Origin of the sequence: Mycobacterium genavense ATCC 51234, from assembly GCF_000526915.1 — a bacterium.
GTDB classification, from domain to species: Bacteria; Actinomycetota; Actinomycetes; order Mycobacteriales; family Mycobacteriaceae; genus Mycobacterium; species Mycobacterium genavense.
Genome location: NZ_JAGZ01000014.1, coordinates 65,111 through 86,235 on the forward strand (window position 1 = coordinate 65,111; position 21,125 = coordinate 86,235).

Below are 21,125 nucleotides of genomic sequence, written 5' to 3' on the forward strand. Positions count from 1 at the left end.
GATCTCTGCGCAACGCAACCTTTATCAACCTGTGGCCGACAGGCCCGCCGGGGCGTCCCTATATACGCTGTTTGGGTGACCCAATCGCCGACCGCCTCGTCTCGGAGCAACCCCACGGGTGCCCAGACCGAGTCCGACGCGCCGCCGTTCCGTTACACCGCGGAGCTCGCCGGCCGCATTGAGGGCACCTGGCAGGACAACTGGGCACGGCTCGGGACGTTCAACGTGCCCAACCCGGTGGGGTCGTTGGCCCCGGCCGATGGTGCACCGGTGCCCGACGACAAGCTGTTCGTCCAGGACATGTTCCCCTACCCGTCGGGCGAGGGGCTGCACGTCGGACATCCCCTCGGCTACATCGCGACCGACGTCTACGCTCGCTACTTTCGCATGATCGGCCGTAACGTGCTGCACGCCTTGGGATTTGACGCGTTCGGTCTGCCCGCCGAGCAGTACGCGGTGCAAACCGGCACCCATCCGCGCACTCGGACCGAGGCCAACATCGTCAACTTCCGCCGGCAGCTGGGCCGGCTGGGCCTGGGGCACGACAGCCGGCGTACCTTCTCCACCACCGACGTCGACTTCTACAAGTGGACGCAATGGATCTTCCTGCAGATCTACAACGCGTGGTTCGACACCGCCGCGGGCAAGGCCCGCCCGATCGCCGAGTTGATCGCCGAATTCGATTCCGGTGCACGTCGTCTCGACGACGGCCGGGACTGGGCGACCTTGTCGGCGGGGGAGCGCGCCGACGTGATCGACGGCCACCGGCTGGTGTACCGCGCCGACTCGATGGTGAACTGGTGTCCCGGGCTGGGCACCGTGCTGGCCAACGAAGAGGTCACCTCCGACAGGCGAAGTGATCGCGGCAACTTTCCGGTGTTCCGGAAACGGTTGCGGCAGTGGATGATGCGCATCACCGCGTACTCCGACCGACTGCTCGACGAGCTGGACGTGCTGGACTGGCCGGACCAGGTCAAGACCATGCAGCGCAACTGGATCGGCCGTTCCACCGGCGCCGAGGCGTTGTTCTCGGCGACGACCTCCAGCGGGGAGAGCGTCGACATCGACGTGTTCACCACCCGGCCCGACACCTTGTTCGGCGCAACGTATCTGGTGCTGGCACCCGAACACGAGCGGGTGGACGACCTGGTCGCCGCCGCCTGGCCGGACGGGGTGGACGCCACGTGGACCTACGGCGCCGCCACCCCCCGCGAAGCCGTCGCGGCGTACCGGCGCGCGATCGGCGCGAAGTCCGACCTCGAGCGCCAGGAAAACAAAGAGAAGACCGGCGTCTTTCTGGGCAGCTACGCGACCAATCCGGCCAACGGAAAACCGGTGCCAATCTTTATCGCCGACTACGTGTTGGTGGGCTACGGCACCAGCGCGATCATGGCGGTGCCGGGCCACGACCAGCGCGACTGGGACTTCGCCACCGCGTTCCACCTGCCGATCGTGGAAGTCATTGCTGGCGGCGATGTTTCGGAGTCTGCCTACGCCGGCGACGGTGTGCTGGTGAACTCGGGATATCTCGACGGAATGGATGTCGCGGCCGCCAAGGAGGCCATCACCGCCCGCCTGGAGGCCGAGGGCCGTGGCCGGGCGCGGATCGAATTCAAGTTGCGCGATTGGCTTTTCGCCCGCCAGCGGTACTGGGGCGAACCGTTCCCCATCGTCTACGACAGCGACGGCCGCCCCCACGCACTGAGCGAGGCCGCGCTACCGGTGGAGCTGCCGGACATCGCCGACTATTCACCGGTGCTGTTCGATCCGGACGACGCCGACAGCGAGCCGTCGCCGCCACTGGGCAAGGCCACCGACTGGGTGCACGTCGAGCTGGATTTGGGCGACGGACTGAAGCCCTACAGCCGCGACACCAATGTGATGCCGCAGTGGGCCGGCAGCTCATGGTACGAGTTGCGCTACACCGATCCGCATAACTCGGAACGGTTCTGCGCCAGGGAAAACGAGGCATATTGGATGGGTCCGCGGCCGGCCGAGCACGGTCCGCAGGACCCCGGCGGCGTGGACCTGTACGTCGGGGGAGCCGAGCACGCGGTGCTGCACCTGCTGTATGCCAGGTTCTGGCACAAGGTTCTCTACGACCTGGGCCACGTCAGTTCGCGGGAGCCCTACCGTCGTCTGGTCAACCAGGGCTACATCCAGGCGTTCGCCTACACCGACGCGCGCGGTTCCTACGTCGCGGCCGACGAGGTGACCGAACGCGGCGACAAATTCTTCTATCCCGAACCCGACGGCGAGATCGAAGTCTTTCAGGAATTCGGCAAAATCGGTAAGAGCCTGAAGAATTCGATCTCCCCCGACACCATCTGCGACGAATACGGCGCGGACACCCTGCGGGTGTACGAGATGTCGATGGGCCCGCTGGAGGCGTCCCGGCCTTGGGCGACCAAGGACGTCATCGGCGCCCACCGTTTCTTGCAGCGGGTGTGGCGGCTGGTGGTCGACGAGAGCACCGGCGAATCCCGGGTGGCCGACGTGGGCGAGCAGCTGGACGCTGAAACGCTGCGCGTCCTGCACCGCACAATCGCGGGAGTCTCGGAAGACTATGCGGCCCTTCGCAATAACACCGCGACCGCCAAGCTGATCCAGTACACCAACCACCTCACGAAGGAGCACCGCGACGCGGTGCCCCGCGCGGCGGTCGAACCGCTGGTGCTGATGCTGGCACCGCTGGCCCCGCACCTGGCCGAGGAGTTGTGGTCGCGGTTGGGGCACACGACGTCGTTGGCGCACGGCCCGTTCCCGGTGGCCGACTCGGCCTACCTTGTCGACGACACCGTGGAGTACCCGGTGCAGGTCAACGGCAAGGTGCGCGGACGGGTGGTGGTAGCCGCCAACGCTGACGACGACACCCTCAAGGCAGCGGCGCTGGCCGATGACAAGGTCCAGGCCTTCCTGGCCGGGGCCACCCCCCGCAAGGTGATCGTGGTGGCCGGCCGGCTGGTGAATCTGGTGGTCTGACGCCGGCTATCGCCGGCCGGGCCGCAGCACCACCTCGTGGACGTGGCCGTCGGGCGGTGTGGCCACCGCCTGGGCGACCGCGGCGGCGACGGATTCGGGCCGCAGGAAGTTGGCGGCGTCGTAGTCACCACCCTCGAACGCGACGAGTTCGCGCTGCATCTGGGTGTCGGTACGGCCCGGGAATATCGTGGTGACCCGCAGGCTCGGTTCATCAATGCGCAGCGAGTCGGCGAACGCGCGCAAGGCGAACTTGCTGGCCGAGTAGGACGCCATGCCCGGCGAAACCGCGCGCCCCGCACCGGAATTGATGAACACCACCTGACCGCGTGCGCTGCGCAGCGCGGGCAACAGTTCCAGCGTAAGAGCCACCGCCCCAAAGACATTCACGCTGAAGGTGGCTCGCCATTCGTCGACGTGCGACTCGGCGACCCGGCCCGGAAGGGACACTCCCGCGTTGTGCACCAGCACATCGAGCTCGTCGACGATTTCGCAGGCGGCCTCGATCTCGTCGACGTCGGTCAGGTCAAATGGGAACGTGGTGGCACCGAGGCGCTCCGCGACGGCGTCGAGCCGGGCGGAGGGTCGACCGGCCAGCAGCAGCGTATGCGTCGGGGCCAGCGCGGTGGCAATGGCGGAGCCGATGCCTCCGCCGGCACCGGTGATGAGCGCGGTTGGCATCTGATCAGTCTACGGACATCACCAATACTGTTGAAAAACAGGTACTTTCACGCGCGCTTGCGCGCGGGCGATTCTCCTCCGGCGGGCCCCGAGGTCGGCTCACCCGATGCCAGGCGCTCCAGCGGCGCCAACGCTTTGGTGAGCATGTTCAGGTCGGACTCGTCGAGTTGGCTGAGCATCGCGGCCAGGGCCGCGTGCCGGTTGGCCAGCGACTCGGCGTGCACGGCGCGCCCGCGCGGGGTGATGTCGACCAGCACGGCCCGCAGGTCGGACGGGTCGCGGGACCGCTTCACCAGCCCGACCTTCTCCAGCCGTCGGATCGCCACCGTCGTGGTGGGGGTCCGCACCCGTTCGTGGGCGGCCAGGTCCGTCATCCGGATCGGTCCTTGATCGAGCAGGGTGACCAAAATCGACAGCTGCGCCAAGGTCAAATCGCCTGCCACCACTCCGCTGGGGTCGCCTCGGCGCAGGATCGAAAACAGCTTGGACAGCGCACGGTGCAAACCTTCCGCAAGCTCGGTTACCTCGGCCGCGGTGGAATCGCTATCCGCCATAAGTCGGCAGTCTAACCCGATATGGGTGTCGTACAAGGTAGCTAAGCCACTATTTTTAGCCCGTCAAAGTACTTGGGACAGGAATCGCTGCAGGCGCTCAGTCGTCGCGGCTTCGAATATCTGCCCAGGTGGCCCGGATTCCACCACCTTGCCTTGATCCATGAACACCACGGTGTCCGATGCCGACCACGCGAAACCCATTTCGTGCGTGACCACGATCATCGTCATGCCGCCCGCCCCGAGGTCGGCGATGAGTTGCAAGGCTCCCTTGACCATCTCCGGGTCCAGCGCCGAGGTCGCCTCGTCGAAGAACATCACCTGCGGCGCCATCGCCAGCGCCCGGGCGATCGCAACCCGTTGCTGCTGGCCACCGGAGAGCATGCCGGGGCGGGCACCGGCCTTGTGCTTCAGCCCAACTCGTGCCAGCTGCGTCATCGCGAGCTCTTTGGCCTCCTCCGTGGACAGCCCGCGCAGCTTCCGCGGGCCCAGCGCGACGTTCTTGAGGATCGTCAGATGCGGAAACAGGTTGTAGTGCTGGAACACCATGCCGATGCGCTGGCGCAACTCATTAGGGTCGTCGCCGAGCACCGACCGTCCGTCGAGCAGGATGTCGCCGCTGTCGGGTTCGTGCAGCCGATTAAGGGCGCGCAGCAACGTGGACTTGCCCGAACCGGACGGCCCGATGACGGCGACTGTGGTGCCCGCGGGGGCTTGGAAGCTGACGCCGCGCAGCACCTTCGTTCCACCCAGTGTCTTGTGAATATCCTTGGCTTCCAACGAGACTGATCCCCGCCCGACGGCATCATCGATCATGTCATCCCCGGCCCGAGTGTGGAAGTGACCATCGTGGCGGATTCGTCGGTGTCGTCGGTGTTGCTGCCGCTGCGCAACCGAGAATCGATGTAATTCACCAAATGTGTTAACGGCACTGTCAATAACAGATAGAAGAGGCCCGCTGCCACCAACGGCGACAAGTTGCCGGTCTGCGCGTTGAGGTCGCGGCCCACTTGGAACAGTTCGCGCTCGTGGGCGACCAGGCCCAGGAAGTACACCAGCGCCGAGCCCTTCAGCAATGCGATCGCCTGATTGACCAGCGCGGGCAGCACCCGTCGGATCCCCTGCGGCACCACCACCAGCCGCATCGCGGCCGGATAGCTGAATCCGAGTGCGCGCGAGGCTTCCAGCTGCCCGCTGTCGACGTTCTGGATTCCCGAGCGCAGAATCTCGCCGATGTAGGCGGCGGCCATCAATCCGAGCGCGGCGATACCCAACGGGTACGGGTTGTTGTGCGTCAGCCCGCCGACGAGCGGACCGATTCCCATCCCGATGATCAGAATGATCACCACCTCGGGAAGGCCACGGAAGATGTCGGTGTAGATCCGCGCCGGCCAACGCAGCCACCAGGCATGCGACATGCCCGCCATCGCCAGCACCATGCCGAGCACCAGCCCGATCACCAATGCGCTGTTGGTCAGGATCAACGTGTTGGGCAGCCCGGTCATCAGCAGCGCGGGGATCGCCTGCATGTAGAGATCCCAATCCAGGAACTGGTCGCGCAGTTGCGCGAGCGTGGATTTGGGAACGGGCGGTCGCTCCGACTGGTGGTGGTTGCTGGCCGCGATCGCGGCGAAGTCCGGTAGGTGCGGAGTCGGGGCGGCCCGCGATCCGGGTTTCCAGCCCGGCGGCAGCGGTCGGGGAACCCAGTCGGAATACAGCCTCGCCCAGGTGCCGTCGGCGATGACGGCGTCCAGCGCGGAGTTCAGCGCGGCGATGAGCGGAGGGTTCTCCTTGGCAACCGCGTACGCGACGAAATCTCCCGGGCTGAACTCGTTGGCAACCACCACCGCCGGATCGCCGGGGTGCATCACCCTGGCGGCCAGAGCTGCCGGCGCTACCCAGGCGTCGATTTGGTGTGTCTTGAGGCTGGCGTACACGGTGGAGAAGCCGGGGTACTTCACCGGCTGCAGGTGCAAGGTGTCGACGACGTAGGCCTCTTCGACGGTGCCCTGGACGACTCCGATGCGTTGCCCCTCGGCCAGATCATCGAAGCCGTCGATGGGCGATCCGGGCGGTACGATCAGTGCGTAGTAGCCGAAGTCGTAGCCGTTGGTGAACCCGACGGTGCGACGACGGGCCGCGGTGGCCTTCACCGAGGCCGAACCGACGTCGAAGCGCCGGGACGCCACTTCGGCCAGCAGCGCCGAGAAGTCCGTACTGGCGAAACGCACTCGCAGGCCCAACTTTTCCGCCATCGCGGTCAGCAGCTGATTGTCGAAACCGCTGAAGGTGCCGGTGGCGTCGACGCAGATCGAGGGCGGGGCATCCGACAGTGTGCCGACGGTCAGGACACCCGGCGAGCTCAGGCCCAACGCGTCGACGTTGATCGAACTGAGCGGCTTGACGGAGGGAGTGGTGTGGTCGTCGTCGCGACCGACGCCGCCGACGGTGGTCAGGTCTTTCGGCAAGGCCGTCGCGCGCTCGGGTCCGCCCGGCGCGCATTGGTTTCGATCGGCGACCGCGGGTGCGGCGAGCACCATTGCGCACACGATCACGATTGTCGTGGCTAGTCCGAACAGCTTGGCTCCGCGCTTTGCGCACGCGCCTCCGCACGAATTCATCACCGTCACCGTATCGACCGGGCGGCAACCCGTCGCGGCGAGAGCCGATTTAGAGCGCCATCGACGGCTCGCCGCGGACCGCCTCGGACCGCGCCAGTACGGGAAGCGGGTTGGAGACAACCTGGCGAACGTCGTCGGGTGCGGCGAAAACCCTGCGCCGGAACAGTTCGGCTAACATGGTCTGTGCCATCAAGTAGGCGCGGCCGCCGCAGGCCGCCCGCGCGGCTTCGGGGTCGCGTCGCTGAATCGCCGCCGTTTCGTCCTCGTAGTAGGGCAGTACGTCGTCGCGGTTGTTCTGGTAGCTCATCCAGAACGCGTGCGGGACGAGGTCCTGCGAGGCGCGAATGGTGGCGTGCAGTCGCGGCCCGGCGTATTCGTCGTTGACCGTGCGCCGGTACTCCGCGGTGAGATCGGAAAACGTGCGGGCGTCTTTTCGCGGTGCGCATCGACCGCATCAGCGCATTGAGCTGCCCGAGGATCCGCGGGGTCGGGTTGCTCGCGGCGCGCGCCGAGGCGATGCCATTGAGCATGCCGTCAAGCTCGTGATGCTCGAGCACGCTGGCTTCGTCGAACCGCTCGACGAACGCGCCCCGGTGGTAGCGGGTCGACACGATGCCATCGTGCTCGACTTGGACCAGGGCCTCTTGGATCGGGACGCGACTGACCCCCAAGCCGATCGCGATCTCGTTGCGGTCGACGCGGTCGCCGCTGCGCAGCTTGCCCGTCAGCACCAGGTTGAGGATGTGGTTGACGACCTGGTCCTTTTCTTTGACTCCGTATTTCTTCGGCATGAGTCTCTTTCAAATCTGTTACAGCTGAGCACCAGCGATCAGCGCAGGAAAGTTTCTCATGTATTCGCGCATTCGTTAAGGTGTTTGCCGGATGAATTAAGCGCGAACACCAATTAACGCGCGTCGCGCCAGTGGCATAATGCCTGCGCTGCGCCGAGGTCGTAATCGGGACCGTTGACGCCGACGGTCAGCAGCGTCACCCCCAATGCGGCAAGGCCGTCGGCGTTGGCGATCAACCCGTCGACCCCCTCGCCGCGGCGAACGCCGCTGTTGGCCTCCACCCCGGCCGACCGCTCGATCGTGGACGGGTCGCGTCCGACGGCCGCGCGGTGTTCGTCCAGCGCCGCGGCGGCGGCCGGGTAGGTGTCGACCGTGGTGAAGCCGTGCCAGATGTCGCCGTACTCGGCAACCAACCGCAGCGTCTTTCGCGGACCCTTGCCGCCGATCAGGATTGGGATGTCGCGGGTCAGTGCGGGATTGAGCTTGGTCAATCGCGACGTGATCCGGGGCAGCGCCGCGGCCAGGTCGTCGAGACGGCTGCCCTTGGTGCCGAATTCGTAGCCGTACTCGCCGTAATCCTTCTCTTTCCAACCGGATCCGATGCCCAGGATCAGCCGGCCCTCGGAAATGTGGTCGACGGTGCGTGCCATGTCGGCCAGCAACTCCGGGTTGCGATACGAGTTGCACGTAACCAGGGCGCCGAACTCGATACGCGACGTCTGCTCGGCCCAGGCCGCCAGGCACGGTCCAGCATTCGAAATACGCCCCGTCCGGATCGCCGTAGAGCGGAAAGAAGTGATCCCAGGTGAACGCGACATCGACGCCCATGTCCTCGCAACGGCGCACGGCGTCGCGGATGTGGCGGTATTCGGGGGCGTGCTGAGGCTGTAGTTGTACACCGATGCGAATGGGATGGGTCATCAGACCACGGTAGGAGCCGCAGCCTCTCAGCGTGCGCCCAGGACCCCGGCCAACAGGTCGATCAGCGCCCGGGGCTGATCGCTTTGCACCGAGTGCCCGGAGTTGTCGACAACGTGGGTCTGACGGAAATGCGTTGCGCGCTGGGTGAGTTCGGCGGCATCTTCGTCGGTGACGAACGGTGACGAGCCACCGCGCACCAGCGTGACGGGTGCGGTCAGCGCGTCGACGTCATTCCATAGATCACCGAAGTCCGGCACTTTGCGGATGGTGTCGTAGTGCGACGCCCAGTTGCCGTTCTCGAGCCGGCGGGAGTTGTGGAACACGCCGCGGCGCAGTGCCTTGACTTCGCGGTGTGGTGCCGCGGCGATGGTGAGGTCCAGCATGGCTTGGAAGCTGGGGAACTCCCGCTCGCCGGAGACCAAGGCGACGGTGCCCTGCTGCTCGGTGGTCATCTCGGCATAGCGGTGCAACGCCGACGGCGTGACGTCGACGAGAACGAGTTCGCGCACCAGCTCCGGTGCTATCGCGCCGATCCGGATCCCGGTCAGCCCGCCCAGCGACATGCCCACGATCAGGTCGGCATCGGGCGCCAAGTCGCGCAGCACCGGCGCCACCGCATCGGCGTTGTGCTGCGGCGAATAGTCGCCGTCCTCGCGCCAGCCGGAATGACCGTGGCCGGGCAGGTCGACCGCCAACGCCGGCTCGCCGAGCCCGACGATGACTTTCCAGCTCGGTCAACGAGGCGCCGTAAAACGTGACATTGCGCACCGACAGCCGTTCGTGCATCGCGTCAGCCTCGATTCTCGATCTCGACGCCGAACCGCTCCCGGAACGGCCGGAATTCGGCGTGCAGCGCGTGGAGGTCTTCGCCGATGTCGATCAACAGCTGTGTGGAGTAGCGGAACTTGCCGTAGCGGTCGCCGTGATTGTTGGCCAGGTAGTCGCGCATCGCGGACTCGGCTTCCGGCGTGACCTGCCGGCCGGCGAACGCGTAGTAGCGCTGCACCGTGCCGACTTGGTCGGCGATGAAGTCGGTGTAGCGGACGTGCAGGATGCGCGGATCGTCCACCATGGGATTGCTCATCGTGTTGGCAACCCCGGCGCGGGTCAACTCCAGGTGCATCTTCGCCAGGGCGTGCAGGTCGACGTGCCCGACCATGCCTTCGGCGATGTCGGCCATCATCATGGTGCGAGACGCCGCGACCTGAACCGGGTCGCGGTGCAGCCAGACCAGGGTGGCGTCGGGGTAGGTCTCGAACATCTCCTTGAGCCGGAAGCCGTGAAAACCCTTCAGCACCCAGTACTTCCGCAGCCGGGCGTATTGCAGCTGTTGCAGCATGGCCTTGTGCAGGCGGTACTGCGCGGCCGCGTCGGTGGCCAGGCCGCCGACCAGTGACTGCATCGGCACCCGCCACCACGTCGTCGGCGTCATCACCCAGAAGTCGAAGGCCCAGGTGCGTTCGTCCTCGGGCAACCCGTCACCGAGCATGTCGTTGTAGGGGTGGCTGTGCAGCCATTTGGGCATCTTCGTGTTGATCTCGCGCCAGTCCGCGTCGGCTTGTTCGCGGCGTGGGTCGTCCGAGGCGGCCAGCCCCGGCGGCGGTGACGGGTACATTACCTCCCAGAAGCGCAACGCCCGCCCGTGTGGGTCCACGGACATCAGGGCGTGCATCAACGTTGTCCCCGAACGTGGTTCGCCGGTCACGAACATCGGCGCCTCGATCACTTCGTCGCCGATCGGGTAGCGGTTGCGGTCTGCGATGAATTCCAGCCGCGAGGTGAGCAGCCAGTGGCACACCCGCGTTGCTTCACGGACTCCGTCGGCGTCCATGCCGAGGCCGTTCAGGTGGCCGGCGGCGACGGTGAAGCGCTCCGGCAGCGTGGGATCGCTGTAGTCGTGCAATCCGGTTTCGGCCTCCGCGGCGCGTAGCAGCTCTGCGGCGTCGAGTTGGGCGCTCACGACAGCTCCCCGCACAACTGCATCAATTCGTCTTCTGCGGCAAGGACATTCGCGGCCGATGCGGCCAAATAGCCCATACCGGCCATGGCGCCGTAGTCGAGGATCTTGGGCACCCGCAGGCCCGTGTCCACGTAGGTCTGATGGTCATGGCCACCTGGCGGGGGGTGCCGTGCGGGACGACGGCAAGCAGCATCTCCGGCTGCACGTCGTCGAGGAACGCCAGGATCCGCTCGCGGGTGAGCACCGCGGGGTCGATGTCCTGGAACCCGCGCCAACTCGGGCCCATCGGGTGTTCAAAGCCAAAGCCGCCCAATGTCTCTGCGGAAACTTGCAACAGGAAGGCCTTGACCAGCGGCGCCAGCAGGATCTCGGCGAGCTCGTCTTCGTTGGCGCCTATCAGGCAGATCTGCATGAAGCCCGGCGTGATCGCCATCGGGTCGCGGCCGGCGTGCTCGGCGGATTTCCTTACCGCCGAGAGCATCTCGGCGTAGTGCTCCGGGGTCCAGGCGCCGGCGGGGCACCCGCCGTCGGCGTGGCGGCCGGCGATGTCGAGCATGCGCGGGCCGCTGGCGCCGATCCAGATCTGCGGCGGTTTCCCGCCATACCGCTCGGTGTCCAAGCGGGCGTGGTGCAGCGTGTAGAACTGTCCGTCGAAGTCGACGGGACCGTCGCTGCACCACAGCAGCTTTATCACCGTCAGGGCTTCCTCGAATCGGCTGACCGGCCGGGAGAAGTCGAAGCCGTACGGCAGCGTGTTCTCGCTCTCGCCGCTGCCCAGGCCCCCGGCGAGGTGGTCGATGGTCAGCGCGGTCTGAGCCAGCAGTGCGGGGTGGCGTCGCACGGTGTCGACGACCGCGCTGACCAGTGGCACCCGGTCGGTCAGCACGGCGGCCGCGGCCGCGGCCGCGACGGACAGGCTGTCGAGGTGGCGATGCGGTGACGGCGACGCCGTGGCGAGGTCGGTGAATTCGGGCGTCCAGATCGAGTCCGGCCAGAAGTTGACCATGTGATCGGGCAGCCAGATCGAGTGGTAGCGCCCGCTGTCGAACTCGGTGAGGTGGGACATGTCCAGGGGCAGGGTGGTGCGCAGGAACGCGGCGGGCCGAACTTTCATCCGTGACTGGGCCTGACTCGTCGAGGGAGGGGCGCTCCGCGTAATGCTAAGCGACTGCACAGCACGCCGTTCGCGTTATGGCCGGCACGCGGCCGTACAAAAAGGAGTGTGCGGTGAGGTCGCCCTTCTGAAAAGCGACCTCACCGCACACTCGATGAGTGAACCGAACCGCCCGGTGTTATCCGGTTCGGCAATGCACCGCACGGCGGCGCACTCGTCAGAACTAATCAGCGGCGATGAACTGCTCGAGCTGCGCGCGCGCGATGTCGTCGGGCAGCTGCTGCGGCGGGCTCTTCATCAGGTAAGCCGACGCCGGGATGACCGGTCCGCCGATGCCGCGATCCTTGGCGATCTTGGCTGCCCGCACCGCGTCGATGATGACACCGGCCGAGTTCGGCGAGTCCCACACCTCGAGCTTGTACTCCAAATTCAGCGGCACGTCACCAAACGCCCGGCCCTCCAGCCGCACGTAGGCCCACTTGCGGTCGTCGAGCCACCCCACGTGGTCGGACGGTCCGATGTGCACGTCCTTGGTCTTGAACTCACGCTGCAGGTTGCTGGTGACGGCCTGCGTCTTGGAGATCTTCTTGGACTCCAGCCGCTCGCGCTCGAGCATGTTGAGGAAGTCCATGTTGCCGCCGACGTTGAGCTGCATGGTGCGGTCCAACTGCACGCCGCGGTCCTCGAACAGCTTGGCCATCACGCGGTGCGTGATCGTCGCGCCGACCTGGCTCTTGATGTCGTCACCGACGATCGGCACACCGGCGTCGGCAAACTTCTTGGCCCACACCGGATCCGACGCGATGAAGACCGGCAACGCGTTGACGAACGCCACACCGGCGTCGATCGCGCACTGCGCGTAGAATTTGTCGGCCTCCTCGGAGCCCACCGGCAGGTAGGACACCAGGACGTCGACCTTGGCCTCCTTGAGCACCTGGACCACGTCGACGGCCTCGGCGTCGGACACCTCGATCGTGTCGGCGTAGTACTTGCCGATGCCGTCGAGCGTCGGTCCGCGCTGCACCGTCACGTTGGTCGGGGGCACGTCGGCGATCTTGATCGTGTTGTTCTCCGACGCGAAGATCGCTTCCGAGAGGTCGAAGCCGACCTTCTTGGCGTCCACGTCGAAGGCGGCCACGAACTTCACGTCGCGGACGTGGTACTGGCCGAACTTCACGTGCATCAGCCCGGGTACGGTCGATGTCTCGTCGGCGTTCTGGTAGTACTGCACGCCCTGAACCAGCGAGGACGCGCAGTTACCGACGCCGACAATGGCGACTCGCACCTCGTCCTGCGCCTCAGGCGCCCGCGAAGGCTGGTGCTGACTCATAGGGCGTTCTCCTAACCTCAATTACCTATGTCTCGAATGTCTTGGTGATCTACGTCTGTTCGGTGAGCCCGCGTGCCGCGCGCTCGGCGGCGATGAGCTCGTTGAGCCACTTGACCTCGCGCTCGCTGGACTCCAGCCCGAGTTGGTGCAGTTGGCGCGTGTAGCGGTCGAGTGAACTGCTGGCCCGTGCGATGGCTTCACGCAGACCCTCCCGGCGTTCCTCGACCTGACGGCGGCGGCCCTCTAGAATCCGCATCCGCGCTTCCGCCGGCGTGCGGTTGAAGAACGCCAGGTGTACTCCGAACCCGTCGTCGGTGTAGTTGTGTGGACCGGTGTCGGCCACCAACTCACCGAATCGCTGACGACCCTTTTCGGTCAGCTCGTAGACCCGCCGGGCCCGCCGGACTGGGGTACCGGCCGGCGCGGCATTCTCGGCAATCAACCCATCCGCCTGCATCCGCCGCAGCGCCGGATAGAGCGAACCGTACGAAAACGCGCGGAACGCACCAAGTAGGCCGGTGAGCCGTTTGCGCAGCTCATAGCCATGCATCGGCGATTCGATCAAGAGCCCAAGGATGGCAAGCTCCAGCATCGAGTCACCTCCTTTGCATAACTGGTTACTTCCGGCCGACGCGTCGCGTAATAGTATCGCGCCGATATATTTGTCACAACACTACCTGGGGTCGGCATATCGCGCCGAGTGTGCGCAGGCTGCCGGGCTTTCGGTGTGCGCCGACGTTTTTCGGTGGGCGTCCAGGGTGGCGACACACCGGGCTCGACAGCCGTGATCGCCCACCGAAAACCGTGACAGCACACGCAATGCCCGGGCGACACAGTCAACGCCGTGAGCGCACACCCACAGTCGTGGGCGCACACCCAGCCTCAGTTGGAGGGGTAATTCACCCGCTTGGGAGTGCCGTCACCGGCGAAATCGATCGAACCGCTGCCGTACTCGCCGGAGACGTACACCGACAGGGTCAGCGTTCCGGGGGCGGTCGGGTCGTCCCAGCCGCCGCGGTAGTCGTAGTCCAGCACCCGTCGGTCGTCGGACGGGTCCGGGCGATAGAAGCTGGCATAAGTGGGGTAGACGAGCAGTCGATAGCCGATGGTGTCGCCGAACTTCTTCCGGGCCTGCTCCAGCAGACCGGTCATTCCGCCCAGCGATTGCAGTTGCTTGGGCGGAGTCAGCACCACGGCCGCGACGCCGTCCGGCTTCGCGCCCGGGTCGCTGGTGAAGTCCAGCGGTGAGCTGGTGTTGCCATACAGCCCCCAGCCCAAACCAATGCCGAACAAAACCGACACCACCAGTGCGGCGATCGCGATGCCGCGCGCGGACCGCCGGCACCGCCTTCGACTTTGCCGCACGCAGCCGCGTCGGGGTACTGCCCTGAAGACCCGACACCAGCAGCGTGAGGTCACCCAGTGTCACGGCATTGGTGGCCTTGCTGACCCGCTCGCGGTGTTCCACGCCGGACAGCTCACCGTCGGCGAGCGCGTTGTCCAGCATCGCGCAGGTATCTTGCCGGTCGGTGTCCTTGGCGCGCGTCGCGGTGGTCACTCCGCCGCCAAGTGGTGCGCCCAGCCATTTCGCCATGGAGTGATCGTAGAAGTCACCTGTTGTTACCGCGGTGCAGCGGTGCCGACAGCCTCGGTTGCGTATCGGCGGTGCCGAGGGAGACGTACTCTGGTCAACGTGCGACTGCAGCGGCAAGTGGTGGATTACGCGCTTCGGCGGCGCTCGTTGCTGGCCGAGGTGTACTCGGGCCGCACGGGCGTGACCGAGGTCTGCGATGCGAACCCCTATTTGCTGCGCGCCGCGAAATTTCACGGCAAAACCAGCCAGGTGATGTGCCCGATCTGCCGAAAGGAACAGCTGACCCTCGTGTCGTGGGTGTTCGGCGATCACCTGGGTCCGGTATCGGGTTCGGCCCGTACCGCCGAAGAGCTGGTGCTGCTGGCGATGAAGTTCACCGAGTTCTCGGTTCACGTGGTCGAGGTCTGCCGAACCTGCAGCTGGAACCACCTAGTCAAGTCGTATGTGCTCGGTGCGGAGCGCCCGCCCAAGGGCACCCGCGGCCCGCGGACCGCACGCAACGGCGCCAGCGCGGCCATTGAATAACGAAGGGCGCCACGATCAGTCGCCCGACGACCCGAGCAGGTCCGCGACTGAACGTTTGAGCAAGCAACCCAACGCCGAGCGTCCGGACGACTCCGAGCGCCCGGTGCAGCGCACCGACGCCGGGACCCGTCGACGTGTTCCTCCCGACGACCGGCAGACGACGATCCTGCCGCCGGTCGGCGACGACGGCGCTGCCCGGCGGTCCGACGCCATCGACGAGGTCAGGGCCGCGCTGGGCGGCCCCGGCTCCAGGGCCCAGCCCCGCGACCCGATCGAGCAGGTGAAGGCCGCCCTCGACGGCCGGCGATCGTCCGGGCCGCCGCGGCGTGATCGTCCGCTGTCGGGTCGCCCACCGGAAGGCCCGCCCCCTCCGGGACGGCCCGGCGACGTCGGCGGCCCCGACGTGCCAAGCCACCGGGCTCGCGGGTCGGGTGTCGACTGGAGCTGGGTCGACCAGATCAACTGGCGGTGGGTGCGGCGCGCGGCCTACCTGTCCGCGGCGGTCCTGGTGCTGTTGCCGATCGTCACCTTCGCGATGGCGTATTTCATCGTCGACATTCCCAAGCCGGGCAACATTCGCACCAACCAGGTGTCGACCATCCTGGCCAGCGACGGTTCGGAGATCGCGAAGATCGTTCCGCCCGAAGGTAATCGGGTTGACGTCAACATCAACCAGGTGCCGGTGCACGTTCGTCAGGCCGTCATCGCCGCCGAAGACCGCAACTTTTATTCGAACCCGGGGTTCGACTTCAGGGGCTTTGTGCGGGCGGTGGAGAACAACCTGTTCGGCAACGGCGATCTGCAGGGCGGGTCGACGATCACGCAGCAGTACGTGAAGAACGCGCTCGTCGGCTCCGCGCAGCACGGGTTCGCCGGCCTGCTGCGTAAGGCCAAGGAACTCGTCATCGCCACCAAGATGTCGGGGGAGTGGTCCAAAGACGAAGTGCTACAGGCCTACCTGAACATCATCTACTTCGGCCGGGGTGCCTATGGGATTTCCGCGGCGTCCAAGGCCTATTTCGACAAACCCGTCGACCAGCTCACCGTGTCCGAGGGTGCGCTGTTGGCGGCGCTGATCCGCCGGCCGTCCTCGCTCGACCCGGCCGTGGATCCCAAGGGCGCCGAGGCGCGGTGGAACTGGGTGCTCGACGGCATGGTGGAAACCAAGGCGCTATCGCCGAGCGATCGTGCGGCACAGCAATTTCCCCAGACCGTCCCGTCCGATCAGGCGCGGGCGCAGAACCAGACCACCGGCCCCAGTGGCCTGATCGAACGTCAGGTCACCAAAGAGCTGATGGAGCTGTTCAACATCGACGAGCAGACCTTGAACACGCAGGGCCTGCAGGTGACGACGACGATCGACCCGAAGGCTCAGCAGGCCGCGGAGAAGGCCGTGTCGAAATATCTTGACGGACAAGACCCCGACATGCGTTCGGCGGTGGTGTCCATCGACCCGCACACCGGCGCCATCCGCGCCTACTACGGGGGTCCGGACGCCAACGGGTTCGACTTCGCTCAGGCCGGGCTGCAGACCGGCTCGTCGTTCAAGGTGTTCGCATTGGTGGCCGCCCTGCAGCAGGGCATCGGGTTGGGCTACCAGGTCGACAGCTCGCCGCTGACCGTAGACGGCATCAAGATCACGAACGTCGACGGCGAGAATTGCGGCACCTGCAATATCGCCGAGGCGCTCAAGATGTCGCTGAACACGGCCTACTACCGGCTGATGCTCAAGCTGAAGAACGGACCTTCCGCCGTCGCCGATGCCGCGCACCAGGCCGGCATCGCCAAGAGCTTCCCCGGTGTTCCGCACACTCTGTCCGAGGACGGCAAGGGCGGGCCGCCGAACAACGGAATCGTGTTGGGCCAGTATCAAAGTCGGCCGATCGACATGGCTTCGGCATACGCCACCCTGGCCGCCTCCGGTGTGTACCATCCGCCGCACCTGGTGCAAAAGGTCGTCAACGCCGAAGGGCAGGTGCTGTTCGACGCCGGCAACTCGGACAAGGGTGCCGAGCAGCGCATCGACAAAGCGGTCGCCGACAACACCACCGCGGCCATGCAGCCGATCGCCGCCTATTCGCGCGGCCACGCCCTGTCTGGCGGCCGCCCGTCGGCGGCCAAGACGGGCACGGTGCAGCTGGGCGACACCCAGGCCAACAAGGACGCGTGGATGGTCGGCTACACCCCGTCGTTGTCGACGGCGGTCTGGGTGGGAACCGTGCAGGACAACGTTCCGCTGGTAACCGCTTCGGGCGCAGAGGTTTACGGCTCGGGCCTGCCGTCGGACATCTGGAAGTCGACGATGGACGGCGCGCTGAAGGGCACGCCCAACGAGTCCTTCCCCAAGCCGACCGAGATCGGTGGTTACGCGGGGGTGCCCGCCCCGCCGCCTCCGCCGCCACCCGCGGTGACCGTCATCCAGCCCACGATCGAGGTGGCCCCGGGCATCACCATCCCGGTGGGTCCGCCGACGACGATCACGGGGGCGCCGCCGCCACCACCGGGACAGGCACCACCGCCTGAACCGGCCCCGCCACCGTTCGGGCAACCGCCACCGTGACCGGCGCTCGGCAGGAGAGCGCCACCATTTCCCCGCGCCCGCTGGCTGACGATCTGCGGAGCGCGGACAATCGCGATTGCCCCAGCTGCACCGACTATTTGGGTGCCGCACTGGCCGATGCCATCGGCGGACCGGTGGGCCGGCATGCGCTGATCGGCCGAGCCCGGCTGATGACGCCGCTGCGAGTGATGTTCGTCTTCGCGCTGGTGTTTCTGGCGCTGGGCTGGTCGACGAAGGCGGCGTGCCTGCAGAGCAGCGGCACCGGAACCGGGGACCAGCGCGTTGCCAACTGGGACAACCAGCGCGCCTACTACGAGTTGTGTTACTCGGATACGGTTCCGCTGTACGGCGCGGAATTGTTGAACCAGGGCAAGTTTCCGTACAAGTCGAGCTGGATCGAAACCGATTCCAGCGGCGCCCCGCAGACCCGCTACGACGGCAAGCCCGCGGTGCGTTACATGGAGTATCCGGTGTTGACCGGGGTCTATCAGTACGCGTCGATGGCGCTGGCCAAGACCTACACCGCGCTGAGCAAGCTGGCGCCGCTTCCGGTGATAGCGGAGGTGGTGGTGTTCTTCGACGTCGCCGCGTTCGGTCTGGCGTTGGCGTGGTTGGCGACCGTGTGGGCGACGGCGGGTCTGTCCGGCCGTCGGATCTGGGACGCGGCGTTGGTGGCCGCCTCACCGCTGCTGATCTTTCAGATCTTCACCAATTTCGACGCGCTGGCAACGGGATTCGCGATGAGCGGGCTGCTGGCTTGGGCGCGGCGCAAACCGGTGCTGGCCGGTGTGCTGATCGGGTTGGGTGCCGCGGCCAAGCTGTATCCACTGCTGTTCCTGGGCCCGATGCTGGTGCTGGCTGTCCGCACGGGCCGTGTCCGAATGCTGGTACGCACGGCGGTGGCCACCGTACTGACTTGGACGCTGGTGAACCTTCCTGTGCTGCTGCTCTTCCCACGCGGCTGGTCGGAGTTCTTCCGGCTCAACACCCGTCGCGGTGACGACATGGACTCGATCTACAACGTGGTCAAGTCCTTCACCGGATGGCCCGGCTTCGATCCGAAGCTGGGTTTCTGGGAACCACCCACGGTGCTCAACACCGTGGTCGCGGTGTTGTTCGTCGCGTGTTGTGCGGCAATCACTTACATTGCGCTCACCGCTGCGCAGCGGCCGCGGGTGGCGCAGCTGCTGTTTTTGGTGACCGCGGCGTTCCTGTTGACGAACAAGGTGTGGAGCCCGCAGTTCTCGCTGTGGCTGGTGCCGCTTGCCGTGCTGGCGGTACCACATCGACGGGTGTTGCTGGCGTGGATGACGATCGATGCGGTGGTGTGGGTGCCGCGGATGTACTACCTGTACGGAAACCCGAATCGTTCTCTGCCGGAACAGTTTTTCACCACCACGGTGCTATTGCGGGACATCGCCGTCGTGGCGTTGTGCGCGTTGGTGATTCGTCAGATCTATCGGCCAGACGAGGATTTGGTGCGCTGGGAGGGACGGGTGGACGATCCGTCCGGCGGGGCCTTCGACCGCGCTCCCGATGCACCGCCCGGCTGGTTGCCGGACTGGTTGCGCCCGGCCCACACCCGACGGACGGGCCCAGCGGTACCTTCGCCGGACGCCGAAAAGGTTAGCGCTCAAGGACACACATGACTCTGGTCGCCATCCCGTTGTTCCCGCGCTTCACCGCGCTCGACGCCGTCGGGCCTTACGAAGTGCTGCAACGCATTCCATCGATCGACGTGACGTTCGTCGGGCACCGTCGCGGCGAGGTGCGCACGGAGAACGGGATGCTGGGGGTGACCTGCGACGCCAGCTTCGACGAAATCGGCGCGCCCGACGTGGTGGTGGTGCCCGGTGGCGTCGGCACCCGCAACCTCATTCACGACGAAGCCATCCGCGACTGGCTGCAGGCGGTACACCCGACCACCACATTCACCACCTCGGTGTGTACCGGCGCACTGTTGCTGGCCGCCGCCGGATTGCTGGACGGTCTCACCGCGACCACGCACTGGCGGGCCGCGGATCTGCTCAACCAGCTGGGCGCACGCTATGTGGCGGACCGCGTCGTCGAACACCTCCCGCAACGCATCATCACCGCGGCGGGGGTGTCCAGCGGCATCGACATGGCACTGCGGTTGACAGAACTCCTCGTGGACCGCGAGGCGGCGCAGGTCGCACAGCTGATGATCGAATACGACCCGCAGCCCCCGTTTGACTCCGGTTCGCTCGCCAAGGCCGACGCGGCGACCAGGGCCCGCGCCGAGGAATACGTGCGACAGCGGCGATAGCGACTCATCGCGGCTACCGTTCGCGCGCCGGTCGGCCCACTTTTGCCCGCCTCGGTTGCTGTCCGGCATTGCCCGCGATTGTCGCTCGAAGGCGGGCATTTCGTGGGCCTTGCCTCCAGAGTCCAATGTTGCTTGCGTTACGCCCGCGATTTTTGGTGGTCAGCAGGTCGTCCGGTACCCTGGGGCGGTTGCCGACGCAGGCGACTCTCCTGCCACGGACAGACCGTGGCCGCTTAGACCAGAGGAGGTGGTGAGGTTTCCATGCGTCCATACGAAATCATGGTCATTCTTGACCCCACACTTGACGAGCGCACCGTTGCTCCGTCCCTGGAGACGTTCCTGAACGTCGTCCGCAAAGACGGCGGGACCGTCGACAAGGTGGACATCTGGGGCAAGCGCCGGCTGGCCTACGAGATCGCCAAGCACGCCGAAGGCATCTACGTAGTCATCGACCTGAAGGCGGCCCCGGCCACGGTGTCCGAGCTCGACCGTCAGCTCAGCCTCAACGAGTCGGTGTTGCGCACCAAAGTGATGCGTACCGACAAACACTGAGCCGGGTAGCGAGCACACTCCCCGCCGTCGGCGCGCTTGCGTAGGCTCAGCGAGACATGCTCATGACCGTCTACCGTCCCCGGGCGAGAGCCAGGATGGATCCAGGAGGACACAGTGGCTGGTGACACCACTATCACCGTCGTCGGAAACCTGACTGCCGACCCTGAACTGCGGTTCACGCCGTCGGGTGCTGCCGTCGCGAATTTCACCGTGGCGTCCACACCCCGGATCTACGACCGCCAAAGTGGGGAATGGAAAGACGGCGAGGCGCTGTTCTTGCGGTGCAACATCTGGCGCGAGGCCGCGGAGAACGTCGCCGAAAGCCTCACCCGCGGATCGCGGGTGATCGTCACGGGACGGCTCAAGCAGCGCTCTTTCGAAACCCGTGAAGGGGAGAAGCGCACCGTCGTCGAGGTTGAGGTCGACGAGATCGGGCCCTCGCTGCGCTACGCCACGGCCAAGGTCAACAAGGCCAGCCGCAGTGGCGGGGGAGGGGGCGGCTTCGGCAGCGGCGGTGGCGGATCCCGGCAGTCAGCGCCCGCTCATTCGGGCGGCGGCGTGCCGGCGGACGACCCGTGGGGCAGTGCCCCGGCATCGGGCTCCTTCGGCGGCGGTGACGAAGAACCTCCGTTCTGACGTCGACCACAAAACCACACAAG

General features: G+C 66.2%; 14 protein-coding genes and 5 pseudogenes. 7 read left to right on the forward strand and 12 right to left on the reverse strand.

Annotation, left to right across the window (positions count from 1 at the left end; all coding sequences use genetic code 11):
• Positions 1–75 precede the first annotated feature (75 nt).
• Positions 76–2,982, forward strand: coding sequence for a leucine--tRNA ligase (leuS, locus tag T428_RS0122300; protein WP_025738200.1), 2,907 nt, complete (start codon positions 76–78; stop codon positions 2,980–2,982).
• Positions 2,983–2,988: 6 nt separating this feature from the next.
• Here leuS and T428_RS0122305 read toward each other — a convergent pair whose 3' ends face one another.
• From T428_RS0122305 to T428_RS30295, 12 genes and pseudogenes are all read right to left on the reverse strand, one after another.
• The gene (locus tag T428_RS0122305; RefSeq protein ID WP_025738201.1) at positions 2,989–3,660 is read right to left on the reverse strand and encodes an SDR family oxidoreductase; all 672 of its coding nucleotides are present in this window, start codon (positions 3,658–3,660) and stop codon (positions 2,989–2,991) included.
• A 47-nt stretch (positions 3,661–3,707) separates the two neighbouring features.
• A complete protein-coding gene (locus tag T428_RS0122310; RefSeq protein WP_025738202.1) occupies positions 3,708–4,214 on the reverse strand; it encodes a MarR family winged helix-turn-helix transcriptional regulator in 507 nt (168 codons plus the stop codon).
• A 63-nt stretch (positions 4,215–4,277) separates the two neighbouring features.
• Positions 4,278–5,027: an amino acid ABC transporter ATP-binding protein gene (locus T428_RS0122315; protein ID WP_025738203.1), complete on the reverse strand. Its 750-nt coding sequence runs from the start codon at positions 5,025–5,027 to the stop codon at positions 4,278–4,280.
• Positions 5,024–6,832 (reverse strand): ABC transporter substrate-binding protein/permease, encoded by a 1,809-nt coding sequence (locus T428_RS0122320; protein ID WP_025738204.1) that lies wholly within the window; start codon positions 6,830–6,832, stop codon positions 5,024–5,026. Before T428_RS0122320 ends, T428_RS0122315 begins: the two co-directional genes overlap by 4 nt.
• A 49-nt stretch (positions 6,833–6,881) precedes the next feature.
• Positions 6,882–7,623, reverse strand: a pseudogene (locus T428_RS30280) (GntR family transcriptional regulator).
• A 113-nt stretch (positions 7,624–7,736) separates the two neighbouring features.
• Positions 7,737–8,544: pseudogene (locus tag T428_RS30285) on the reverse strand (LLM class F420-dependent oxidoreductase).
• Positions 8,545–8,570: 26 nt separating this feature from the next.
• Positions 8,571–9,266 (reverse strand): annotated as a pseudogene (locus tag T428_RS0122340) (alpha/beta fold hydrolase); the annotation flags it as partial.
• 68 nt (positions 9,267–9,334) lie between these two features.
• A complete protein-coding gene (locus T428_RS0122345) occupies positions 9,335–10,504 on the reverse strand; it encodes a sulfotransferase family protein (RefSeq protein ID WP_025738208.1) in 1,170 nt (389 codons plus the stop codon).
• Positions 10,501–11,618, reverse strand: a pseudogene (locus T428_RS30290) (LLM class flavin-dependent oxidoreductase). Before T428_RS30290 ends, T428_RS0122345 begins: the two are co-directional and overlap by 4 nt.
• Before the next feature lie 223 nt (positions 11,619–11,841).
• Complete coding sequence (locus tag T428_RS0122355; protein ID WP_025738209.1) at positions 11,842–12,948, reverse strand: inositol-3-phosphate synthase; 1,107 nt, start codon at positions 12,946–12,948, stop codon at positions 11,842–11,844.
• Between the two features lie 49 nt (positions 12,949–12,997).
• The gene (locus T428_RS0122360; protein ID WP_025738210.1) at positions 12,998–13,540 is read right to left on the reverse strand and encodes a PadR family transcriptional regulator; all 543 of its coding nucleotides are present in this window, start codon (positions 13,538–13,540) and stop codon (positions 12,998–13,000) included.
• Positions 13,541–13,830: 290 nt separating this feature from the next.
• Positions 13,831–14,542 (reverse strand): annotated as a pseudogene (locus T428_RS30295) (DUF1707 SHOCT-like domain-containing protein).
• 99 nt (positions 14,543–14,641) lie between these two features.
• On the opposite strand from T428_RS30295, the gene T428_RS0122370 reads away from it, so the two are divergent.
• From T428_RS0122370 to T428_RS0122395, 6 genes are all read left to right on the forward strand, one after another.
• A complete protein-coding gene (locus tag T428_RS0122370; protein ID WP_025738211.1) occupies positions 14,642–15,067 on the forward strand; it encodes a DUF5318 domain-containing protein in 426 nt (141 codons plus the stop codon).
• Positions 15,068–15,170: 103 nt separating this feature from the next.
• A complete protein-coding gene (locus T428_RS0122375; protein WP_036468705.1) occupies positions 15,171–17,627 on the forward strand; it encodes a transglycosylase domain-containing protein in 2,457 nt (818 codons plus the stop codon).
• A complete protein-coding gene (locus T428_RS0122380; protein WP_025738213.1) occupies positions 17,624–19,276 on the forward strand; it encodes a glycosyltransferase family 87 protein in 1,653 nt (550 codons plus the stop codon). Before T428_RS0122375 ends, T428_RS0122380 begins: the two co-directional genes overlap by 4 nt.
• Positions 19,273–19,914 (forward strand): DJ-1/PfpI family protein, encoded by a 642-nt coding sequence (locus tag T428_RS0122385; protein WP_025738214.1) that lies wholly within the window; start codon positions 19,273–19,275, stop codon positions 19,912–19,914. The genes T428_RS0122380 and T428_RS0122385 overlap by 4 nt, the downstream gene beginning before the upstream one ends.
• A gap of 261 nt (positions 19,915–20,175) precedes the next feature.
• A complete protein-coding gene (rpsF, locus tag T428_RS0122390) occupies positions 20,176–20,466 on the forward strand; it encodes a 30S ribosomal protein S6 (RefSeq protein WP_025738215.1) in 291 nt (96 codons plus the stop codon).
• 114 nt (positions 20,467–20,580) lie between these two features.
• Positions 20,581–21,102 (forward strand): single-stranded DNA-binding protein, encoded by a 522-nt coding sequence (locus T428_RS0122395; protein ID WP_025738216.1) that lies wholly within the window; start codon positions 20,581–20,583, stop codon positions 21,100–21,102.
• Positions 21,103–21,125 lie beyond the last annotated feature (23 nt).